Origin of the sequence: Pseudomonas sp. NPDC088890, assembly GCF_044900155.1 — a bacterium.
Classification (GTDB): domain Bacteria; phylum Pseudomonadota; class Gammaproteobacteria; order Pseudomonadales; family Pseudomonadaceae; genus Aquipseudomonas; species Aquipseudomonas urmiensis.
In genome coordinates this window covers 165,553-185,029 of the sequence record NZ_JBJDNG010000006.1, presented here as the reverse complement: position 1 = coordinate 185,029, position 19,477 = coordinate 165,553, and the positions used below count along the sequence as shown (strand labels likewise).

The 19,477-nt window shown below is 63.2% G+C and carries 15 protein-coding genes and 1 pseudogene; 7 read left to right on the top strand and 9 right to left on the bottom strand.

Annotated features, from left to right (window positions below; translation table 11 throughout):
• The first annotated feature begins 114 nt into the window (after positions 1-114).
• From ACI2JX_RS14990 to ACI2JX_RS14980, 3 genes are all read left to right on the top strand, one after another.
• The gene (locus ACI2JX_RS14990; RefSeq protein WP_404690378.1) at positions 115-339 is read left to right on the top strand and encodes a hypothetical protein; all 225 of its coding nucleotides are present in this window, start codon (positions 115-117) and stop codon (positions 337-339) included.
• Positions 340-544: 205 nt separating this feature from the next.
• Positions 545-1,873 (top strand): OprD family porin, encoded by a 1,329-nt coding sequence (locus tag ACI2JX_RS14985; RefSeq protein WP_404690377.1) that lies wholly within the window; start codon positions 545-547, stop codon positions 1,871-1,873.
• A 213-nt stretch (positions 1,874-2,086) separates the two neighbouring features.
• The gene (locus ACI2JX_RS14980) at positions 2,087-3,583 is read left to right on the top strand and encodes a sensor domain-containing diguanylate cyclase (RefSeq protein WP_404690441.1); all 1,497 of its coding nucleotides are present in this window, start codon (positions 2,087-2,089) and stop codon (positions 3,581-3,583) included.
• Here ACI2JX_RS14980 and ACI2JX_RS14975 read toward each other — a convergent pair.
• Positions 3,580-4,056 (bottom strand): PA2169 family four-helix-bundle protein, encoded by a 477-nt coding sequence (locus ACI2JX_RS14975; RefSeq protein WP_368973008.1) that lies wholly within the window; start codon positions 4,054-4,056, stop codon positions 3,580-3,582. The two genes, ACI2JX_RS14980 and ACI2JX_RS14975, sit on opposite strands and share 4 nt — an antisense overlap.
• A 200-nt stretch (positions 4,057-4,256) precedes the next feature.
• Here ACI2JX_RS14975 and ACI2JX_RS14970 point away from each other — a divergent pair, with 200 nt between their 5' ends.
• Positions 4,257-4,478, top strand: coding sequence for a DUF3820 family protein (locus ACI2JX_RS14970; RefSeq protein WP_368973007.1), 222 nt, complete (start codon positions 4,257-4,259; stop codon positions 4,476-4,478).
• Between the two features lie 192 nt (positions 4,479-4,670).
• Here the strand turns inward: ACI2JX_RS14970 and ACI2JX_RS14965 are convergent, their stop codons facing one another.
• From ACI2JX_RS14965 to ptsP, 3 genes are read right to left on the bottom strand one after another with little or no spacing between them, the layout of a single operon-like run.
• Positions 4,671-6,413 (bottom strand): PTS fructose-like transporter subunit IIB, encoded by a 1,743-nt coding sequence (locus ACI2JX_RS14965; protein ID WP_404690376.1) that lies wholly within the window; start codon positions 6,411-6,413, stop codon positions 4,671-4,673.
• On the bottom strand, positions 6,410-7,357 hold the full coding sequence (gene pfkB / locus ACI2JX_RS14960; protein WP_404690375.1) for a 1-phosphofructokinase: 948 nt from the start codon (positions 7,355-7,357) through the stop codon (positions 6,410-6,412). The genes ACI2JX_RS14965 and pfkB overlap by 4 nt, the downstream gene beginning before the upstream one ends.
• Positions 7,357-10,209: a phosphoenolpyruvate--protein phosphotransferase gene (gene ptsP, locus ACI2JX_RS14955; RefSeq protein WP_404690374.1), complete on the bottom strand. Its 2,853-nt coding sequence runs from the start codon at positions 10,207-10,209 to the stop codon at positions 7,357-7,359. Before ptsP ends, pfkB begins: the two co-directional genes overlap by 1 nt.
• A gap of 284 nt (positions 10,210-10,493) precedes the next feature.
• Between ptsP and cra the strand changes: the two genes are divergently transcribed.
• Together cra and ACI2JX_RS14945 are read left to right on the top strand one after the other, a co-directional pair.
• The gene (gene cra / locus ACI2JX_RS14950; RefSeq protein ID WP_264234767.1) at positions 10,494-11,489 is read left to right on the top strand and encodes a catabolite repressor/activator; all 996 of its coding nucleotides are present in this window, start codon (positions 10,494-10,496) and stop codon (positions 11,487-11,489) included.
• Positions 11,490-11,491: 2 nt separating this feature from the next.
• The gene (locus ACI2JX_RS14945) at positions 11,492-12,268 is read left to right on the top strand and encodes a TatD family hydrolase (protein ID WP_404690373.1); all 777 of its coding nucleotides are present in this window, start codon (positions 11,492-11,494) and stop codon (positions 12,266-12,268) included.
• A 54-nt stretch (positions 12,269-12,322) separates the two neighbouring features.
• Here the strand turns inward: ACI2JX_RS14945 and ACI2JX_RS14940 are convergent, their stop codons facing one another.
• The 5 genes and pseudogenes from ACI2JX_RS14940 to ACI2JX_RS14920 form a co-directional block, all read right to left on the bottom strand.
• The gene (locus tag ACI2JX_RS14940) at positions 12,323-13,027 is read right to left on the bottom strand and encodes a methyl-accepting chemotaxis protein (RefSeq protein WP_404690440.1); all 705 of its coding nucleotides are present in this window, start codon (positions 13,025-13,027) and stop codon (positions 12,323-12,325) included.
• A gap of 150 nt (positions 13,028-13,177) precedes the next feature.
• Positions 13,178-13,384, bottom strand: a pseudogene (locus ACI2JX_RS14935) (HAMP domain-containing protein); the annotation flags it as partial.
• A 1,122-nt stretch (positions 13,385-14,506) separates the two neighbouring features.
• Positions 14,507-15,337, bottom strand: a complete 831-nt coding sequence (ampE, locus tag ACI2JX_RS14930; protein WP_404690372.1) for a regulatory signaling modulator protein AmpE — start codon at positions 15,335-15,337, stop codon at positions 14,507-14,509.
• Positions 15,334-15,900 (bottom strand): 1,6-anhydro-N-acetylmuramyl-L-alanine amidase AmpD, encoded by a 567-nt coding sequence (gene ampD, locus ACI2JX_RS14925; protein WP_404690371.1) that lies wholly within the window; start codon positions 15,898-15,900, stop codon positions 15,334-15,336. Before ampD ends, ampE begins: the two co-directional genes overlap by 4 nt.
• Positions 15,901-15,993: 93 nt before the next feature.
• Entirely contained in the window at positions 15,994-18,159 is a 2,166-nt protein-coding gene (locus ACI2JX_RS14920; RefSeq protein WP_404690370.1) for a DUF1631 domain-containing protein, read from the bottom strand.
• Positions 18,160-18,383: 224 nt separating this feature from the next.
• Between ACI2JX_RS14920 and nadC the strand changes: the two genes are divergently transcribed.
• Positions 18,384-19,232 (top strand): carboxylating nicotinate-nucleotide diphosphorylase, encoded by an 849-nt coding sequence (nadC, locus tag ACI2JX_RS14915; RefSeq protein ID WP_392463474.1) that lies wholly within the window; start codon positions 18,384-18,386, stop codon positions 19,230-19,232.
• The last annotated feature ends 245 nt before the right edge of the window (positions 19,233-19,477 follow it).

The window sequence follows — 19,477 nt, the reverse complement described above, 5'->3', positions numbered from 1 at the left end:
CCTTACCTTTTGCGCAATAGTGCTTATCCATCTTTGCGCTGTTTCCGCGGCGGTATTGGGACTAACTTAGCCCCTGTCTTAATTATCACTTGCCCCGCAAGAAGGTTGCTCCAAATGTCCAACAGTATGGGTGTTGCCAGCGTATTCGTTCTGTCTTCCCTGTTGTTGTCGCCCCTGGCCATGGCTGAAGAATCGCCGGCCTTCGTCGCCCGAAACGCAGAACTTGCCGCCGTTCATCAAGAAGCTCGCCAGAGCTACGCCGCGCAACAGCAAGACGCTGCGAAAGACGCTCAGCAGACCGCTTCCAAAGTCGTCAACGACGACAGTGCCGATAGCTGATCAATCCTGCCACAACGCTCCTTTTTCCCTGGGCTAGTGCATGGCCGCCCAGCGCGCCAATATGTTAGCCTCTTAAAGCCGCTGCCAATCAGCGGCTTTTTTTATGTGTCGAATAATTCAGCCTGACTGTTACGTATATCAATAAGAAGACTTGCAATTGCGACAATAAAAACTGCCCACCGTCAGACCAAAGGAGCTCTTACCGGTGACTTCCGCGTTCCGTTTTACCCCGCTGTTCATTGCATTCACCGCAACGATGCCACTCATGGCACAGGCCGACGAACAAGCCAAGGCTGAAGGCTTTATCGAAGGCTCGTCGCTGAACCTGCACTTTCGCAACGCCTACTTCAATCGCAATAACCTCAATACCGGCGTGCGTGACAACCGCGAATGGGGCCAGGGCTTCGTCGCCCGCTTCGAGTCCGGTTACACCCCCGGCACTGTAGGCTTCGGCCTCGATGCCCACGCCATGCTGGGCTTGAAACTCGATGGCGGTGGCGGCCATGCTGGCACCAGCATTCTCCCGTCGCACTTCAAGAACGAAGACGAACTGGGCGCCGCGCCGCACTCGTTTTCCACCGCAGGGGCGGCGGTCAAGCTCAAGGCATTCGACACCGAGCTCAAGGCCGGTGACCTGTTCCTCACCAACCCAGTGATTGCCGGCGGTGAGACGCGCATGCTGCCGCAGACCTTCCGCGGCGTCAGCCTGACCAACACCAGTGTCGACGGCCTGCTGCTCGAAGGCGGCCAGGTGAGCTTCACCAAGCCGTACAACCAGAGCGGCCATCGGCGTATCGACACCTACTACGGTGCTCTGCAAGACAACCGCGACAGCGATCACCTGAGCTGGGCGGGTGCATCGTGGAGCGGCAGCGAGAACATCACCACCAACCTGTATGCCGCCGAGCTGAAGGACATCTGGAACCAGTACTACGTCGACTTCGACTACACCTACGTGGTCAATGACCTGGTCAGCCTCAACCCCGGTGTGCACTTCTATCACACCCAGGACACCGGCCAGGCGCTGCTGGGCGACATCGACAACAACACCTTCAGCCTGCACTTCACGGTCAATGCCGGTTACCACAGCATCACGGCCGCCTATCAGCGGGTCAATGGCGACACGCCGTTCGACTACATCAACCTGGGCGACAGCGTGTACCTGGACAACTCGCGGATGTACTCGGACTTCAACGCGCCGAACGAGCGTTCGTGGAAGCTGCAGTACGACTATGACTTCGCAGGCTTGGGCATTGCTGGCCTGAGCTCGTCGCTGTCGTATTCGCGCGGTGAGGCCGACCTGACCAAGGCTGACCAGAACCGCACCTACTACGACTACTACAACCCGGCCGGCAAGCACGCCACCCACTGGGAACGTGACCTGGACGTGAAGTATGTGTTCCAGGAAGGCAACCTGAAGGACCTCTCGGTGCTGCTGCGCTATGCCAGCCATCGGGCCAACCAGGCCTATGCGTCCGAGCAGGACAATGACGAGATTCGGCTGATCGTCGATTATCCGTTGAACGTATTCTGATCCTGTAATCGCGCGGCAAGCCCGCTCTCACGCCAGCCATTCAAGGGGTAGCGTGGGCGTGGGCTTTCCCGCGACGAAGAGAAGTTGCCCCTCATTCCGTCGGACAGCCAGATAAAATCTTGTCCGACAATATCCACTTGCCTAAACTACCGCCGCCGCTTAATGGCCCTACCCTCAAGGACATGAGGGGCTTATGCAGTTGCGAGTATGACGTTGCCCACCCGATCACCGCGCGCCGCCCTGTACAAGACCCACCCCGAACTGATCCTCAATCTGGGCAGTTGCCTCGCCGTGCTCGCCATTGTGGCCATCGTCAGCTATCTGCTGGCGCGCGAGCGAGACAGCGTCGAGCAATCGGCGATTCGCGCATCGAGCAACATCGTCCAGCTGATCGAGAGCGATATCCTGCGCAATGTCGAGCTCTACGATCAGTCGCTACAAGGGCTGATCTGGGCAGTCGGGCGCAAGGAACTGCCACAAGTCCCCGGCCAACTACGTCAACGCCTGCTGTTCAATGAAGCCTTCGTCGATCGTCGCCGCGGCGATGTACTGTGGCTCGACGCCCAAGGCAATGTGGTCGGTGACTCCACCAGCATGCTGCCACGCAAGGCCAATTTCGCCGATACCGGGGTGTTCAAGGCGCATTTGAACGACGCCAATTTGGGCCTGCTGGTCGGCCCGCCTTTCAAGGCAAAGCTGGGCGACCTGGACTGGTGTATCAGCTTCAGTCGCCGGATCAATGGCCCGCAGGGTGAATTTCTCGGACTGGCCGCAGGCGCGTTGCGCCTGTCCTACTTCAACGAGCTGTTCCAACGTCTGGACATTGGCAAGGACAGCAGCATCAACCTGTTCAACACCCAGGGGCAGTTATTGGCTCGCCAGCCATCCCGGCCGCAAGATCCTATGATCGGCGCCGATTACAGCAAGCGGGCCAACTTCCAACGTATTCTCAATGAGCGCAGCGGTAGCTTCAGCGCCAGGTCAGCCTTGTCTGACAAGCAACGCATGTACACCTTCGCCAGGGTTGCCGACCTGCCACTGATCGTGCTGGTCGCGCACGCCTCCGATGAAGTCTTCGAATCGTGGCGGCGCACGGCAATCGTGGTCAGCGTGGCCACCGGCGTGCTGTGCATGGGCATTCTCTGGCTGACCCTGCTGCTGGGCCGCGAGCTCCGTCGCCGGCATGATGCCGAGCGAAGCCTGGCCACCCTGGCCGCGACCGACAGCCTCACCGGCTTGGCCAACCGCCGCCGTCTGGATCAGGTGTTGCGTCTGGAATGGGCACGGGCGCAGCGTAACCGCCGGCCACTGGCGATCCTGATGGTCGATATCGATCACTTCAAGGCGTTCAACCAGCGTCACGGCCATGCCGGTGGCGATCATGCCTTGCGCGAAGTGGCCAAGACCATCGAACACGCTATCCGCCGCCCGGCAGACCTGGCAGCGCGCTATGGGGGAGAGGAATTTCAGGTGGTGCTGCCGGAGACCGAGCTGGCCGGCGCACTGATGCTGGCCGAGCGGATTCGCGCCGACGTTCAAGCGCTGCCGCTATTTGGCGAGGATAGCCTGCCAATAACCGTCAGTATCGGCATCGGCCTGTACATCCCCGGCACCCAGCAAGACCTGGCAAGGCTGCTGGGTGCGGCGGACGAAGCCCTGTACCGGGCCAAGGCCGGTGGCCGTAACCGGGTAGCAGGGCCGCTCGATTAAGAGCGAGCGCGCGCGGCGTTACGCAGTGCCTTTACCTGGTCGTGGTTACGCTGCACACCCTGCAGCTGTTTCTCCACCAGGCTGTAGGTCGGATCGCTGACGCTGCGGCCGTGCTTGACCAGCTTCTCACGGGCTTCCTTGTAGGCTTTGAGCGCATGGTCTTCGCCTCGCTCCACCTCATTGAGCACCGCTTCCTCATCCTTACCGGTCACCAGCGACTTGAGGTTGACCCAGCCACGGTGCAGATCACCGCTGATGCTGGTCGAGGTTTCCGGATCGCCACCCAGGCGACGCACTTCGCTCTGCAGTTCGGCGGCAGCGCTGGCGCACTCACTGGCGCGCTGGACGAAGAATGACTTCAGCTCGGGGTTCTTGACGTCTTCAGCGGAGGTCTTGAAGCCCTTCTCGCCATCCTTGCTGTATTCGATCAGGTCGTTAAGAACGTCGATCACGTCTTTGTTTGGATTGCTCATGACTCAAACTCCTTGGCAGATGGAAGTCCCTAGATACAGAGCAGCCTTCGTGCCAAGCCTGAATTTTTAAATAAATCTAATAAAATCAGTGCCTTATAAAGTAGATAGGAAGGCATGCAATCGGCTTTCTGCATGATCGGCGCTTGGGCGCTCGTGCAGATTGCAGTATGGTCGGCGCTTTGTTATCGACGGGCGTGACGATGAAACCTGAATCGCTGCAACTGCTGGTCACCCGGAGCATGCCCTTTGGCAAGTACCAGGGCCGACTGCTCGCCGACCTGCCCGGCGACTACCTGGGCTGGTTTGCGCGCAAGGGTTTTCCGCCAGGGGAATTGGGCTCGCTATTGGCGCTGATGCATGAGATCGATCATAACGGCCTGGGTGAGCTGCTGGTGCCGTTGCGGCACAAGCAGCGGCGCTAACCGCTGAATTTGTTGTGGCCTGGCCCGGCCTCTTCGCGGGCAAGCCCGCTCCCACAGGGTTCGCGGCGCTCGCGCTGAGGCCGAATTGATCACACGCATGACCCACCGGCTCCTGCACACTGCAAGTGCTCGGATCACATCGAACCCTGTGGGAGCGGGCTTGCCCGCGAAAAGGCCGGAACCGTCAGCCCATCATCCCTTGGCCGGCGCCACAGCCAATTCAACCTGCTCACTGCGCTTGATCAGCGCATACACCACCGCCGTCAGGACACTGCCAGCGACAATCGCCAGCAGGTACAACAGCGCGTGGTTGATCGCATTGGGGATCAACAACACAAACAGCCCACCATGCGGGGCCATCAGCTTGCAGCCGAAATACATCGACAACGCCCCGGTCAGCGCACCGCCGGCAATACTTGCCGGAATCACCCGCAGCGGGTCTTTGGCGGCAAACGGAATTGCCCCTTCGGAAATGAAGCACAGCCCCAGCGCCAACGCCGCCTTGCCCGCCTCGCGCTCACTCTGGGCGAACTTGCTGCGGGCGATCAAGCTGGCCAGGCCCAAGCCAATCGGCGGCACCATGCCAGCGGCCATGGTCGCCGCCATCGGCGCGTAGCTGTGGGTCGACAGCAAGCCGACCGAGAAGGCATACGCGGCCTTGTTGATCGGCCCGCCCAAGTCCACGCACATCATCCCGCCGAGCAGTAGCCCGAGCAAAATCGCGTTGGTCGTACCCATGGTGTCGAGGAACTGGGTCAGGGCAGCGAGCATGGCGGCCACCGGCTGGCCGACCACGTAGATCATCACCAGGCCTGTGAACAGGCTGGCCAACAGCGGGATGATCAAGATCGGCTTGAGCGCATCCAGGCTGCTGGGCAGGCGTACCCAACGGCTGATCGCCTTGGCGCTATAGCCGGCCAGGAAACCGGCGACGATGCCGCCGATGAAGCCAGCGCCGAGCAGGGTCGCGAGCATGCCGCCGATCATCCCGGGGGCCAGGCCTGGGCGGTCAGCGATAGACCAGGCGATATAGCCGGCCAGCAGCGGCACCATCAATTTGAAGGCCGCTTCGCCACCGATCTGCATCAGTGCTGCGGGCAGGGTGCCGGGCACTTCGTGGGCGTTGATCCCCCACACGTAAGACAGCGCGATCAACAAACCGCCCGCCACCACCATCGGCAACATGAATGACACACCGGTCAGCAGGTGCTTGTAGACGCCGGCCTTCTCGGCTTTTTTCGACGCCTCGCTGGCAGCATCGGCGGTACTCTCGACCTTGCCTTCGAGCAAGGCCTTGTCGAGCGTCGCTTGCGCCTGCTTGAGGGCAATCCCTGTGCCGCAGCGATAGATCCGCTTGCCAGCAAAGCGGGCCGTCGGCACTTCGATATCTGCGGCCAGCAACACTACGTCTGCCTCGGCAATCGCCGCTGCGGGCAGTGGATTGCGCGCACCGACCGAACCCTGGGTTTCTACAGTGATCTGGTAGCCCAGTTGCTGTGCGGCCTTATGCAACGCCTCGGCAGCCATGAAGGTATGCGCGACCCCGGTCGGACAGGCGGTAACCGCGACGATACGCGGCACGCCAATGGACGCTGACGCAGCGACTGGCACGGGCGATGTCTGCGCCTGTACTTGAGCCTGGGCCGCAGCCTCATCAAGAAAACTTTCTCGGTCAGCCAGGGCCTGGGCGGGTGTGCTCTGGTACAGACGTTTGCCGACAAAACGCGACAAGTCGACCGGCCCCGTGCTGATCACCAGCACCCAGTCGGCCTCGGCAATCTGCGCCGCACTCAGGCTGCGCTCAGGGTGCTCGACATCTTGGACCTCGACACTAGTGCTCCAACCCCGACGCTGGGCAGCAGCCGCCAGCAGGCGTGCGCTGAGCACGCTGGACACCTGGCCGTTTGGGCAGGCGGTGACAATGGCGATGTTCATCGGCAACCCTCTTGTTGTTCTGTCAGTTGCACGGCGGCTTCTAGGCGCGCCAATTGCTCGCGATCAGCAATACCGAAGCCGACCTGGGTCACCGCCTGGGCGGCGATGGCGGTGGCGCGGCGCAAGGTCAGGGCGGGGGCCTCTGCCTGCAGCAAACCATGCACCATGCCAGCCACCAGCGAGTCACCCGCGCCAACCGTACTGGCCACGCGCACCTTGGGCGGTTGGGCGTGCAGGGCCAGGCCATGGCTGAACCAGCTCACGCCCTGCTCGCCCTGGGATACCACCACATGCTCGATACCACTGGCCAGCAGCCGCTCGGCGGCGGCCCGCTGTTCGGCTTGGGTGTGCACGGCAACGCCGAGCACTTCGCCCAGCTCTTCGGTGTTGGGCTTGACCAGCCAAGGGCCGGCCTGAAGGCCAACGCGCAGGGCTTCGCCGCTGGTGTCCAGGGCCACTTTCAAACCTTGCGCTTTAAGCAGCACCAGCAACTCGTGCAGCCACTGCGGGTCGATGCCGCGCGGCAGGCTGCCGGCTACCACCACTGCATCATGGCCGGCGGCGACCTGTTCCAGCCGCCGCAACAGGGCCGTGCGCGACGCCTCGTCGACCTGCGGCCCCTGGCCATTGATATCGGTCACCCGACCATCGGCCTCGACCAGTTTGATGTTGCTGCGCGTCTCGCCCGCTACCCGCACGAAGCAGTCGGCAAAACCACGCCAGTCGATCAGCGCTTCGAACGGCTGCAGGTTGTCCCGTCCGAGAAAGCCGCCGACGGTAACCCTGTGGCCCAGGTCAGCCAGTACCTGGGCCACGTTCAGGCCCTTGCCGGCGGCGTGGCTGTGCTGGGCCTGGCTGCGATTGACATGCCCTGGGCGCAGGCTGTCGAGACTGACGGTGATGTCCAGCGCGGGGTTGAGGGTCAGGGTGAGGATCTTGGCCATCAGTAACGCTCCACCAGCGCCCGCACGGCGGCGGCGCTGTCTTGTTGCAGGGCCTCGCACGCCAAGGCGCGGGCCGTCTGGTAATCGGCCTGGCGCACCAGTGCCTTGACTTCGGCGACGCTGCGACTGGCCACGCTCAGCTCATCGACCTCTAGGCCGAGCAACAGCGCCACCGCCTGCGGGTCAGCGGCCAACTCGCCACACACGCCCACCCACTTGCCCTCGGCATGGGCAGCGCGCACGGTCATGTCGATCAAGCGCAGCACCGCCGGGTGCAGGCCATCGGCCTGGGCCGAGAGGCTTGGATGACCGCGGTCGATGGCCAAGGTGTACTGGGTCAGATCGTTGGTGCCGATGCTGAAGAAATCCACCTCGCGCGCCAGCTGGGGCGCCAACAACGCCGCCGACGGCACCTCGACCATGATCCCCAGTTGCAGGTCGCTGACCGGGATCTCCTCCAGCAAGCGCTCGACCATCGCCTTGGCCTCGCGCCATTCATGGATCTGCCCAACCATCGGGAACATGATCCGCAGCGGCCGACCCTCGGCCGAGCGCAGCAGCGCGCGCAGCTGGTCTTCCATCACCTGCGGCCGCTGCAGGGTCAAACGTACCCCGCGCACACCGAGGAAGGGGTTCTGCTCGGCCGCGATCGGCCAGTACGGCAGGGGTTTGTCGCCGCCCACATCGAGGGTACGCACCACCAAGGGGCGCCCACCCAGGCCATCGAGCACGCGTCGGTACTCAGCCTCCTGGGTCGCGACATCGGGTGCCTGGGAGTGCGCCATGAAGATCAATTCGGTGCGCAGCAGGCCGATACCTTCGGCGCCCTGTTCGACCACTTTGTCGATGCCGCTGCTTTCACCGATGTTGGCAAACACTTCGATGGCATGGCCATCACGGGTGATCGCCGGTTCATGGCGAGTGGCCCAGGCAGCCTGCAGACGTTGCTCGCGCAGATCGCGTTCGGCCAAGGCGCGTTGCAGCTCAGCGGCGGGCGGCGCGACAGTGACCCGGCCACGCTGGCCATCGAGCAGCAGTGGCGTACCGGCTTCGAGCAAGAGAATCGCCGCACCAGCACCAACCACCGCCGGGATACCCAACGCCCGCGCAACGATGGCGCTGTGGGCGGTAGCGCCACCGTGGGCGGTGACGATCCCTGCGACCCGGGCCGGGTCCAGGCGGGCAACGTCGGACGGGCCGACCTCGGCCATGACCAATACGTAGGGCTGCTCAGGCTCTGCGGTTTGTTGCACGCCACACAATTGCGCCAGCACCCGTCGGCCAATGTCGCGCAGATCGGCCGCGCGCTCGGCGAGCAACGCATCGTGCAAGGCCTCCTGCTGCCGTGCAGCGGCCTCGATCACCGCCATCCAGGCTGCTGCCGCGCTTTCGCCCTGGGCCAGCCGCTGATCGACGTCATCGCTCAAGGCGGGGTCAGCGAGCATTTCCTGATGGGTAACGAAGATCTCACCGATGGCCTTGTCGCTTCGCTGCACCAGGGTGTGCAAATCCGCGTTGACCGCCTCCAGCGCCTGGCGCAGTTTGCTGCGCTCCTGCGCCGGCGACTCACCGCGCAACGGGTAGTCGATTTCGCGCTCGACGCAGACATGAGCCGGGCCGCAGGCGATCCCAGGTGCCGCTGCCACACCCTGAACCAGGCTGCCCGGCTGCGGCGCGACCAGGGCTCGTTGGTTTACCGCAGCGGCTGGCTGGGCAATTTCCGGCACCGGCTCGACCTCTTCGCCCAAGCCTTGCTCGATGGCCGCCAGCAGTGCCGGCAAGGCATCAGCGGCAATGCTCGGCTCGGCGATCAGTTCCAGCGTCTGCCCGCGCCGCGCACCCAGGCCGAGCAACTTGCTCAGGCTCTTGACCGATACCGCTGGCTGGGCGTTGTCGAGCAGGCGGATGCGTACTTCACCGTCAAAACCCTTGGCCATCTGCGCCAGCACCTTGGCCGGGCGCGCGTGCAAACCATGCGGGTTGGCCAGCACGATGCGGGCGCTGGGCCAGTCCACTGGCGCCTCGCCGCCGAGCACTTCAAGCACCGCTCTGCTGCTGGTGGCCTGGTACAGCGTTTGCCCGCGGCCTTCGATCAACACCTCGCACAACCGCTCAAGCAATGCCTGATGGGCCGCGCCAAGGCTGGCCAGGCAGAACAGACCATTGAGCGGTTGCTCGCGATAGCGCAGTGGTTGCTGCGGGGTAATGAAGGCCAGGCCGGGCTGACGCACCTGACGCTCGCTGTGCAACCACCACAGACCTTCGCCCAACGGCAGCGGCTCGGCCTGCTGCAGCACGGCGGCAAAGCCGCTATCGACGCAACCGGCGCGTTGCAACAGGCGTGCGCCGCGCCAGGCCAGCTCATCGAAATCTTCGGCGGGCAGGTTCAGCCCGACCAGTTGCGCATCCAGCGCCAGCTCCTGCGGCGCACCCTGCAACAACTTGAGCAGGGCTTCGGCGGAGCTGGCCCGGCGCAACGCTTCGGCGAGGTCGGTTTCGCCCAGTGCGCGGGTCAGCAACTGAAGCAGGCGCAGGTGTTCATCGGAACGCGCGGCGATGGCAATGGCCAGGTAGACCATCTGCCCATCGCCCCAGTCGACGCCCTCGGGAAACTGCATCAGGCGCACACCCGTGGCGAACACCTGGTCGCGGGTCTGCGGCGTGCCATGGGGGATGGCGATGCCCTGGCCGAGGAAGGTCGAGCCTTGCGCCTCGCGCGCCTGCAAGCCCTCAAGGTATCCCTCGGCGACCAAGCCATCCTCGACCAGACAACGGGCCAGCAGGCGCAGCGCCTCGCCCTTGTCGGCAGCCGACTGGCCCATGGCTATCTGCTCTTTGGCGAGCTCGAGCATGACCTTCTCCTTTTGCAGCCCCGCAATGGGTACTGAGGTATTGTTGTGAGATTCACGTTATCAACCGGTTCACGGGTCAGGCGCAGGCGGTAACCACGGCAGTCAAATTGCCTGCTGAAACGATTAATCTGACCATGTGGCCACGTTACTCGATAATCTGCCGACTAAAAAGCCCCATCCTGTCGGACAATTGCGACAATGGTCGTCTGCGCGCGAGCCTGGCCATGGGGGAAACTATCCGGTCAAGCTCCACAGCCAGTCCCGGTAATAACAAGGAAAATTCGGTGAAACTCAGCGATATCGCCCGTCTGGCCGGTGTGTCAGTGACCACCGCCAGCTACGTCATCAATGGCAAGGCCGAACAGCAGCGCATCAGCAACAGCACGGTCGAGCGTGTGCGTGCGGTGGTCGAGGCCCATGGCTTCACGCCCAACCCCCAGGCCGCTGGCCTGCGCAGCCGGCACACACGTACCCTGGGCTTCATTCTCCCGGATCTGGAGAACCCCAGCTACGCCCGCATCGCCAAACAGCTCGAACAAGGCGCGCGCGCCCGTGGCTATCAACTGTTGATTGCCAGCAGCGACGACCAACCCGACAGCGAGCGGCAGTTGCAGCAGCTGTTCCGCGCCCGGCGTTGTGATGCGCTGTTCGTCGCCAGCTGCCTGCCGCCGGAAGATGACAGCTATCGCGAACTGCAAGACAAAGGCCTGCCCGTGATCGCCATCGACCGGCGCCTGGACCCAGCGCATTTCTGCTCGGTGATCAGCGACGACCGTGATGCCAGCCAGCAGTTGGCGCACAGCCTGCTCGCCACCCGCCCACGCAGCATCGCCCTGATCGGTGCTCGCCCTGAACTGTCGGTCAGCCAGGCGCGCGCGGGCGGCTTCGACCAGGCGCTGGAGCAGTTCGATGGCGACGTGCGGCGCTACCAGGGCGAGGCGTTCAGCCGTGACTGTGGCCAGCGCCTGATGCAGCAGCTGATCAGTGACCTGGGCGGTCTGCCGGATGCCCTGGTGACCACCTCGTACGTGCTCCTGCAAGGGGTGTTCGACACCTTGCAAGCGCGCCCGGCCGACTCGCGTCAGCTGCAGTTGGGCACCTTTGGCGACAACCAGTTGCTGGACTTCCTGCCGCTGCCGGTCAACGCCATGGCCCAGCAACACGGCCTGATCGCCGCCACGGCCCTGGAACTGGCCCTGGCCGCGATCGAAGAAAAACGCTACGAACCCGGCGTACACGCGGTGGCGCGTACCTTCAAGCAACGAATCCAGCCGGCCTGAACATGCGCCTGATCGACACCCACACTCACCTGGACTTCGCCGACTTCGACGACGACCGCCAGCAACTGCTGGACAGTGCCCAGGCCCGAGGGGTCGAGCGCATGGTGGTGCTGGGGGTGTATCAGGACAATCTGCAACGCGTTTGGGATCTGGCCTGCGCCGATCCCCGCGTGGTTGCCGCGCTCGGCCTGCATCCGGTGTACCTGGAGCAGCATCGGCCAGAGCACCTGGAGCAACTGCGCGACTGGCTCGAACGCCTGCGCGGTGATCCGCGGTTGTGCGCTGTTGGCGAGTTCGGCCTGGATTACTACCTGCCTGAACTGGACCAAGCGCGCCAGCAAGCGCTGTTCGAGGCCCAGCTGCAAATGGCCTGCGACTTCGCACTGCCCTCGCTGCTGCATGTGCGCCGCAGCCACGCGCAGGTGATCGCTACCCTCAAACGTTACAAGCCTGCGCGGGCCGGGATCATCCATGCGTTTGCGGGTAGCTATGAAGAGGCGCGCGAGTACATCAAGCTTGGCTTCAAGCTGGGGCTTGGCGGCGCCGCTACCTGGCCGCAGGCATTGCGCCTGCGTAAAACAGTGGCGCGCTTGCCGCTGGAGAGCGTGGTACTGGAAACCGATTCGCCGGATATGGCGCCCGCGATGTTTGCCGGGCAGCGCAACAGCCCGGAGCATCTGCCCCAGATTGCCCAAGTGCTGGCGGGGCTGATGGGGGTTGAGCCTGAGCGCTTGGCTGAGGTCAGTAGCCGCAATGCCTGCGAGTTGTTTGGTTGGTAGTACTGGCCTCCTCGCGGGGCAAGCCCACGTTGCAGCGGCGAGGAGGCCTGCCGGTCAAACCCTGAAGGCGCCGATCAAGCGCTTGAGTTCGGTTACCTGCCCGGACAACGCCCGGCTGGCATCCTCGGTCTGACACGCTCCTTGCGTGGTGTCCTGGGCTGCGCGGTTGATCGCCACGATGTTCTGGTCGATGTCATGCGCCACGGCAGTCTGCTGCTCGACCGCCGCCGCGATTTGCTGATTCTGCTCGACGATCCCGCCCACCGCGGCGAGGATATTGCCCAATGCCTGCTGCACCTGGCGGGCTTCGTCGACCGTGCCGGCGGCCATCTGATGGCTGCTGCCCATGGCCTTGACCGCCGCACCGACACCCTCCTGCAAGCGCTGGATCATCTGGGCGATTTCTTCGGTTGAGTCTTGGGTGCGCTTGGCCAAGGTGCGCACTTCATCGGCCACCACCGCAAAACCCCTGCCCTGCTCACCCGCCCGCGCCGCCTCGATTGCAGCGTTGAGCGCCAGCAGGTTGGTCTGCTCGGCAATGCTGCGAATCACAGCCAGCACGCCGCCAATCGCCTGGCTGTCGCCGGCCAGCTGATTGACCGTCACCACGCTTTGGTCGATCTCCCCGGCCAGACGGGCGATGCTGTCTTGTTGGTGCTCGACCAGGCCACGGCCGGTGGCGCTTTCACGGTTGACCTGTTGTGCTCCCTCGGCAGCCAACGCCGCGCTGCGGGCGACTTCCAGGGCGGTGGCGCTCATTTGATTCATGGCCGTGGCAACCTGCTCGATCTGCTCGCGCTGGCCACTCACCGCCTGGTTGCTGCGCACCGACACCGCCAGTACCTGCCCGGCCTGCGCCTCGACTGTAGTGACGGTATGGCCGACCTGGCCAATCAGCTCGCGAATCCTGCGCACGGTCTCATTGAAGGCACTGCCCAGCTCGCCCAGCTCATCGCGGCTGCGCGCCTGGTAGCTCACGGTCATGTCGCCGGCGGCGACTTTATCCATGGCCGCGCCCAACCCGCGCAGTGTCTGACGGGTGGATACGTAAAAGCCGCTGTAGAGGTAGATGATCAATGCGAACACCGTGGCCAGGGCGGCGATCAGGGCGATCATGCGCAGGCGGTGTTCGGCCAGGCGCTCTTGCAATTGCACCCGTAGCTGGGCCAGCACCGCATCATTGAGGCGGTAGGTTTGGCCCATCAGCTCGCTGACCTGCTGATAGAACGCCGGCCACGGCGCATCCAGGGTTTCGGCCACCACCACCTGGTCTTCGAACAGCGTCGCCGCCTGCTTGACGGTCGCCTGACTCGCCTGGGCAGTTGCACTGAGCATGGCCTTGGCCTGGGAATCACTGGCCAGGGCATCGTCCAGGCGGATGGCATAGTCAGCGCCCAGCCGCTCCAGGCGTTGCAGCAAGTCTTCAAAACGCGCACTGCCTGCCGAGTCGATGAACCCTCGACCTAACGCAACGGCGCCCATCGCCCGCCCCTCACCCAGGGTTTGCGTGACCTGGGCCGTCGCGGTGCCAAGCACTTCGGTCAACTGGCGCACCGAGGCCTGGCTGTCCTGGCTCAGGCCCGCCTGGGCAGCCAGCAACTTGGCCAGGACCTGGGCTTGGCCCAACAGCTTGTCGAACAACGCCACCTTGTTCTGCAACGAAGATTCATCGCGCGCACGGGTAAACGCCTCACTCAACTCCGCACGCTTGTCTTCCAACAGCGGATCACTGGACTGCAAGGCCTGCAACTGGGCCGCGAGCTTGTCCTCCAGTGCGTTAATGCGTTGCTCGACATCGCCGGCCTGCCCCGACTGGCCAAGCACAGCGTTGATTTGCAGAAGGTTGCCAAGGGTTTCCAGATCGGCTCGCAGCACCAGGCTACCGGCCAGCGGGCCCAGGCCTTGCAGTTCTACGTGGGTGGCGTGGTATTGGCGGTAGGCGTCGCGCACCAGATAGAAACTGGTGACCAGCATGGGCAGGAAGAACAGGACGCTGATCAGGCTGAACTTCAGGCCGAAGCTCAGCCGATTCATGAGTGCGATGGCCGGATAGAGCAAGCGCTGCACAGGTCACCTCCTTGGATTATTGTTGTTCTGCGGTGTGGCACGTGGCCATTAATAGCGCAGATCCAATCCAAGGTTTGTAACTTATGGTTAAGCGCCAGCTAAGCTGTTGGCCTTACCTTCGCCATCGCGGGGCACGCCCGCTGCCACGCTAGCGAGCATCACCGGGCCTGATCAGACCAAGACCGTCCACAGGGCAAAACCCGCATACCACAGCACCGCCGAGCGCAGCAGCAGCTCCCACAGGCTATCCAGGCGCGCCAGCCCACGCTGACTGTCTTCTTGCTCTGGAATGTCATCCGCCACCCGGCCAACCCGAGCGATCAGGTGGCCGGCGCTGATCCGCCAGTTGAGCAATTCATGCAGCATCACCCGCATTACCGCCACGAAGTTACCCACCAGAGCGAAGCTCAAAGCCAAGACCCGCACTGGCAACCAGTCCATGACGTGGCGCAGCTGTTCGGCCTTGGCCTTGAGCGCTGCTTGACCGCTATGTTCGGCGCAGAGCACCAGCAACCGGTAGGCCAGCGCCGCGCCTGGGCCGAGCAGGAAGTACCAGAAGATCACGGCGAAGAAGCTCTGGTAGGCCTGCCACAGCAGATAGCCCTGAACCCGGATCAGCAGGCTTTGCGGATCATCCGCCGCCAGCCCCAGGTCGCGTTCGGCTACATGCAGCGCGGCCTGGTCATCGCCACGCCGCCAGGCGTCGCGAAACGGCCCGAGCGCGGCCTTAGCATCGCCGCGGCCGAGGCTGTAGATCAGCACCAACAGGTGTACCGGCAGCGCCAGCAGGCCATAGGCCACCGGCTCTAGCACATACAACAGCAACACCAGCAACGCTACCGGCGCCAACACCAGGATCGCCAGGCTCCACCAAGGGTGCACTTTGCCGCTGCGCTCCAGACGCGCCAGCTCAGTGAGGAAGAAACCATCACGCTGCAATCGCTGGCGCAGGGCAGAGAACTTCTCGACCCACAGCACCAGCACCAACACCAGAAAACTCATGAATTTACCTCGTTGTCCTGCAGATCGGCGCGATAGCGGTGCCAGTCAAAGGCTGGGCCGGGGTCGGTTTTGCGCCCCGGGGCGATATCGTCGTGGCCACGGATACGGGCTGGCCCGATGACCGGCCAGACCCCGCGAATCGCCTGGGTGAGCTGGGCCAGGGTGGCGTACTGGGCATCGGTGTAAGGCAACTCGTCGGTCCCTTCCAGTTCGATGCCGATCGAGAAATCGTTACACCCTTCACGGCCCTCGAAGCGCGATACCCCGGCATGCCAGGCACGGTCGAGCAGCGACACGAACTGAGTCACCGCGCCATCGCGCTCGACGAACAGATGCGCCGATACCGTGAGATGGCAGATGTCTTGAAAGTAGGGGTGCTCGGCAGGGTCTAGCTGGTTCTGGAAAAACTGCTGGACCTTGCCGGTGCCGAAACAGGCAGGCGGCAGGCTGATGTTGTGGATAACCAGCAGGGAGATCGCCTCGCCCTCAGGGCGGCTATTGAAGTTGGGCGAGGGGCAGTGGGTAACGCCGGAAAACCAGCCTGTCGCACGGTCCAATTGCATTGGGCAGATCCTGTAGATCACCAGGGATAGAGCACCCAGTATGCCCCCTGACAATCGCGCTTGCATGTAAATGATTGTGCTGCGGCCACACCTTCAGCGCGCCTGCTGGCTGCGCAGATGGCTGAGCACCGCGTCCAGCGCGCGCTCGAACAGCAGGCCATCATCGATCAAGCGCACCTCGCCCCGGCGCAGCGCCTGGGCCAGGCTGCTGCTGTTCCATTCGCGCACTTTCATGCCGGTGCGATTGGCAAATACCAGGCGATCACTGCTGGCGATCCTGGCGACCAGCTTGCAGCGCAGTGGCTCATCGTCATCGAGCACTTCCACCCAGCTGCCAACGCGAAGACGCTCAACCAGTTGGTGCTCTGCGTCTGGCTGCTCAGGTTGCAGCACCCCAGCACAGGCCGACTCGTCGGCAATCGCCAAGACAATTTCATCCGCCACGAGTACATGATCGGGTGCCGCTGCTTGAGCCTCCTGCGATCCGCTACAGGCGTGCAGGTGCAATTGTTCCAGTTGCAGGAAAAACTCCCGCGCCGCCGCTGAGTCCAGGGCCACGCTGGCCAAGCCCTCGCGCAGCGCCTTGAGCAGCCCCGGCACCTGCTGGAGCAATCGCTGGCAGGCCTGCTCGCCGTGGTGCGGGGCAATGCTGGCGAGCAAGTCATCCATGGTCTGCAGCCCGTCGTACCAAGCGCTACCCGCTTCGCCCTGCTTGAGCCAGGCCAACAGCAAAACCTGGCTCCAGGACTGCACCAGCATCTGCACCACCACCTGCGGCAGCACGCGGCCGTGCAGGCGCAAATTCAGTGCCTGCTGCACCTGCTGACGGGCCTGCAAGGTACGGGCACGGCCTTCTTCAGCATCGCGGGTGCGTTGCTCGAGCAGTTCGTTACGGCGCCGCTCATCCTGATTGAACGCGAGGAAATCCTCGAGCAGCTCGGCAAACAGCTGTGGATCCTCGTTGAAGTCGTTGAGCAGGCGCTGGACGATCCGTTCGACCCGCAACTGCAAACTGTCTCGTGGACCTTGGTGGTCAGCTTCCCAACCAATCGCGGCGGCGGCGATTTCATTGAGCAGGCGCCGGGCCGGGTGATTGGCGCGGCTGAACAGGCCTTTGTCGAGCAACGCCACCTTGAGCAGCGGAATGTGCAGGCGGCCAATCAGGGCGCGTAAATTGGCCGGCAGATTGGCATCGGCCTGGATGAAGTCGAACAGCAGACCGAGCAGATTGATCAAGTCTTCATCGGCACTGGAGATGCGCCGACGGCTGCCGCTGCGTACGCTGACTCGCAGCAGCAACTGCTCAAGCTGCTGGCCCAGATGGAAATCATCCGGCTCACCGGTGGCCGGCACGTAATTTTGCAGGTGCGACAGCAGGCGCAACAGATCGGCCGTGCTGATTGGCTGGGCGGCAGCCAGGCTTTGCAAGCGCGGTGCGACGCGGCCTCGCACTGGCGCCAAGAGCGCTTGCAGCGAGGCGAAGTAGGCTTGGCCTGCGCTATCGGCATCAGTTTCGGCGCCAGCTGCCAGACAATCTGGGACACGTCGGTCAGCTAGGCGTCGGTCTTCTGCGCGGCGGCGCGGCGCAGACTTGAGCTCCGGCAAGATACCGCCGGCGGCGAGCAACTGATTGGCCTCGCCATACAACAGGTCAAGGTCGCGCAGCACGTAGCGCTCGAACAGTTTGAGCAAGATCAGTTTGACCTTGGGGCCTACTCCCAGGCTGCGCCCGGCGTCGAGAAAGTACCCACACAAGGCTTCAGGCCCCAACGGATTACGCGGCTCATCCAGTGCCTGATCAAGTAACGCCTGAAAGCGCAGGCCCAGCTGACCGAGGGCAAAGCCCTCGCGCGACAACACCCGGTCGAGCATGGTCTGAATAGCCGCAGCGCGCTCCACCTGCAGCGTATTGCGCATGAAGTCGCTAACGCCAAGATAGGGCAAGGGGTCGGGTTGGCCCATCTGGGCAAATGCTTGATAGAAGCTGTCGAGGAATGCGCGTTCGATGCTCTTGCGCTTGAGGCGTAGATCGCGCATGGCTTCGAAATAAAGGTTCTGATCGCAACGTTCGACGGCCTTGTCGGCCATTTCGAACAGCGTATCGTCAGCATTGTCGAACAACGCCTGCAGGCCCTGGCGCAGGTGCAGCGCGGCCTTGTCGCGCACCTGGAGTAATAGGATCGGAAGACAGGGCAAGGGCGCACGCACGCCTTTGTCGATGGCCGCCGCCAGGGGCACCACCTTGCCTTCTTTATGCATCCCGTACTCCTTGCAGGAAAATCGTCAAAGTCATGACGCCAAATACTGGGCGCTATTATCGACAAAAAATCTTACAGCTACCAGCGCGCTCTCGCCTCAGCTCGGTAAATGACCGCGATTTGCCCAGATTGCTCAGCCGCCCTGACCAAAGGTCAGACTGCGGACGGCTGTACACACCAGCCCCCTGCCCTATAATCGCCGGCATCTAGCTTGTGGAGCCGACCATGCCGAACCTACGCCTTGCCGACCTGACTGCCGAAATCGAAGCCAACGTGCGTCGCGCACTGCTCGAAGACATCGGCAGTGGCGACATTACCGCCCAGCTGATCCCAGCGGAGCGCCTGGCCAAGGCGACCATCATCACCCGCGAGGACTGCACGATCGCCGGCACCGCGTGGGTGGATGCGGTGTTCCGTCAGCTCGATCCGCGGGTGGCGGTGCATTGGCAGGTAGCCGATGGCGAGCAGGCCAAGGCCAATCAGCCCTTGTTCCACCTCGAAGGCCCGGCGCGCTCGCTGCTCAGCGGTGAACGTTCGGCGTTGAATTTTTTGCAGATGCTCTCGGGTGTGGCGACACGGGCGCGTTTCTTGGCGGGCTTGGTCGAGGGTACTAAGGTGCGCCTGCTCGATACCCGCAAGACCCTGCCTGGCCTGCGTCTGGCCCAGAAGTACGCGGTGACCTGCGGCGGTTGCGATAACCACCGCATCGGCTTGTACGACGCCTTCCTGATCAAGGAAAACCATATCGCCGCCAGTGGTGGGGTGGCCGAGGCCGTGGCGGCGGCGCAGCGCATCGCCCCAGGCAAGCCGGTGGAGATCGAGGTGGAAAGCCTGGATGAACTGCGTCAGGCGCTGGCGGCCGGTGCCGACATCGTCATGCTCGATGAGCTGAGCCTGGATGAAATGCGTGAAGCCGTACGCATCAATGCCGGCAAGGCCAAGCTGGAGGCCAGCGGCGGGGTCAACGAGAGCACTCTGCGGGTGATTGCCGAGACGGGTGTGGACTACATCTCGATTGGCGCGATGACCAAAGATGTGAAGGCGGTGGACCTGTCGATGCGCCTTAGCCTGTGAAATACATCGCGGGGCAAGCCCGCTCCCACGCGCAAACCTGACCACGTGGGAGATTTCTATGGTTATGGGCAAGCCAAACTCATAGACCTGTCGATGCGCCCAAGCCTGTGAAATACATCGCGGGGCAAGCCCGCTCCCACGCGTATACATGACCACGTGGGAGATTTCTATGGTTATGGGCAAGCCAAACTCATAGACCTGTCGATGCGCCCAAGCCTGTGAAATACATCGCGGGGCAAGCCCGC

Bases quoted from the DNA above. Each gene is read 5' to 3' on its own strand.
- ACI2JX_RS14990 (WP_404690378.1), top strand. From the start codon at position 115: ATGTCCAACAGTATGGGTGTTGCCAGCGTATTCGTTCTGTCTTCCCTG.
- ACI2JX_RS14975 (WP_368973008.1), bottom strand. From the start codon at position 4,056: ATGAGCAATCCAAACAAAGACGTGATCGACGTTCTTAACGACCTGATC.
- ACI2JX_RS14970 (WP_368973007.1), top strand. From the start codon at position 4,257: ATGAAACCTGAATCGCTGCAACTGCTGGTCACCCGGAGCATGCCCTTT.
- ACI2JX_RS14965 (WP_404690376.1), bottom strand. From the start codon at position 6,413: ATGAACATCGCCATTGTCACCGCCTGCCCAAACGGCCAGGTGTCCAGC.
- pfkB (WP_404690375.1), bottom strand. From the start codon at position 7,357: ATGGCCAAGATCCTCACCCTGACCCTCAACCCCGCGCTGGACATCACC.
- ptsP (WP_404690374.1), bottom strand. From the start codon at position 10,209: ATGCTCGAGCTCGCCAAAGAGCAGATAGCCATGGGCCAGTCGGCTGCC.
- ACI2JX_RS14945 (WP_404690373.1), top strand. From the start codon at position 11,492: ATGCGCCTGATCGACACCCACACTCACCTGGACTTCGCCGACTTCGAC.
- ACI2JX_RS14940 (WP_404690440.1), bottom strand. From the start codon at position 13,027: ATGAGCGCCACCGCCCTGGAAGTCGCCCGCAGCGCGGCGTTGGCTGCC.
- ampE (WP_404690372.1), bottom strand. From the start codon at position 15,337: ATGAGTTTTCTGGTGTTGGTGCTGGTGCTGTGGGTCGAGAAGTTCTCT.
- ampD (WP_404690371.1), bottom strand. From the start codon at position 15,900: ATGCAATTGGACCGTGCGACAGGCTGGTTTTCCGGCGTTACCCACTGC.
- ACI2JX_RS14920 (WP_404690370.1), bottom strand. From the start codon at position 18,159: ATGCATAAAGAAGGCAAGGTGGTGCCCCTGGCGGCGGCCATCGACAAA.
- nadC (WP_392463474.1), top strand. From the start codon at position 18,384: ATGCCGAACCTACGCCTTGCCGACCTGACTGCCGAAATCGAAGCCAAC.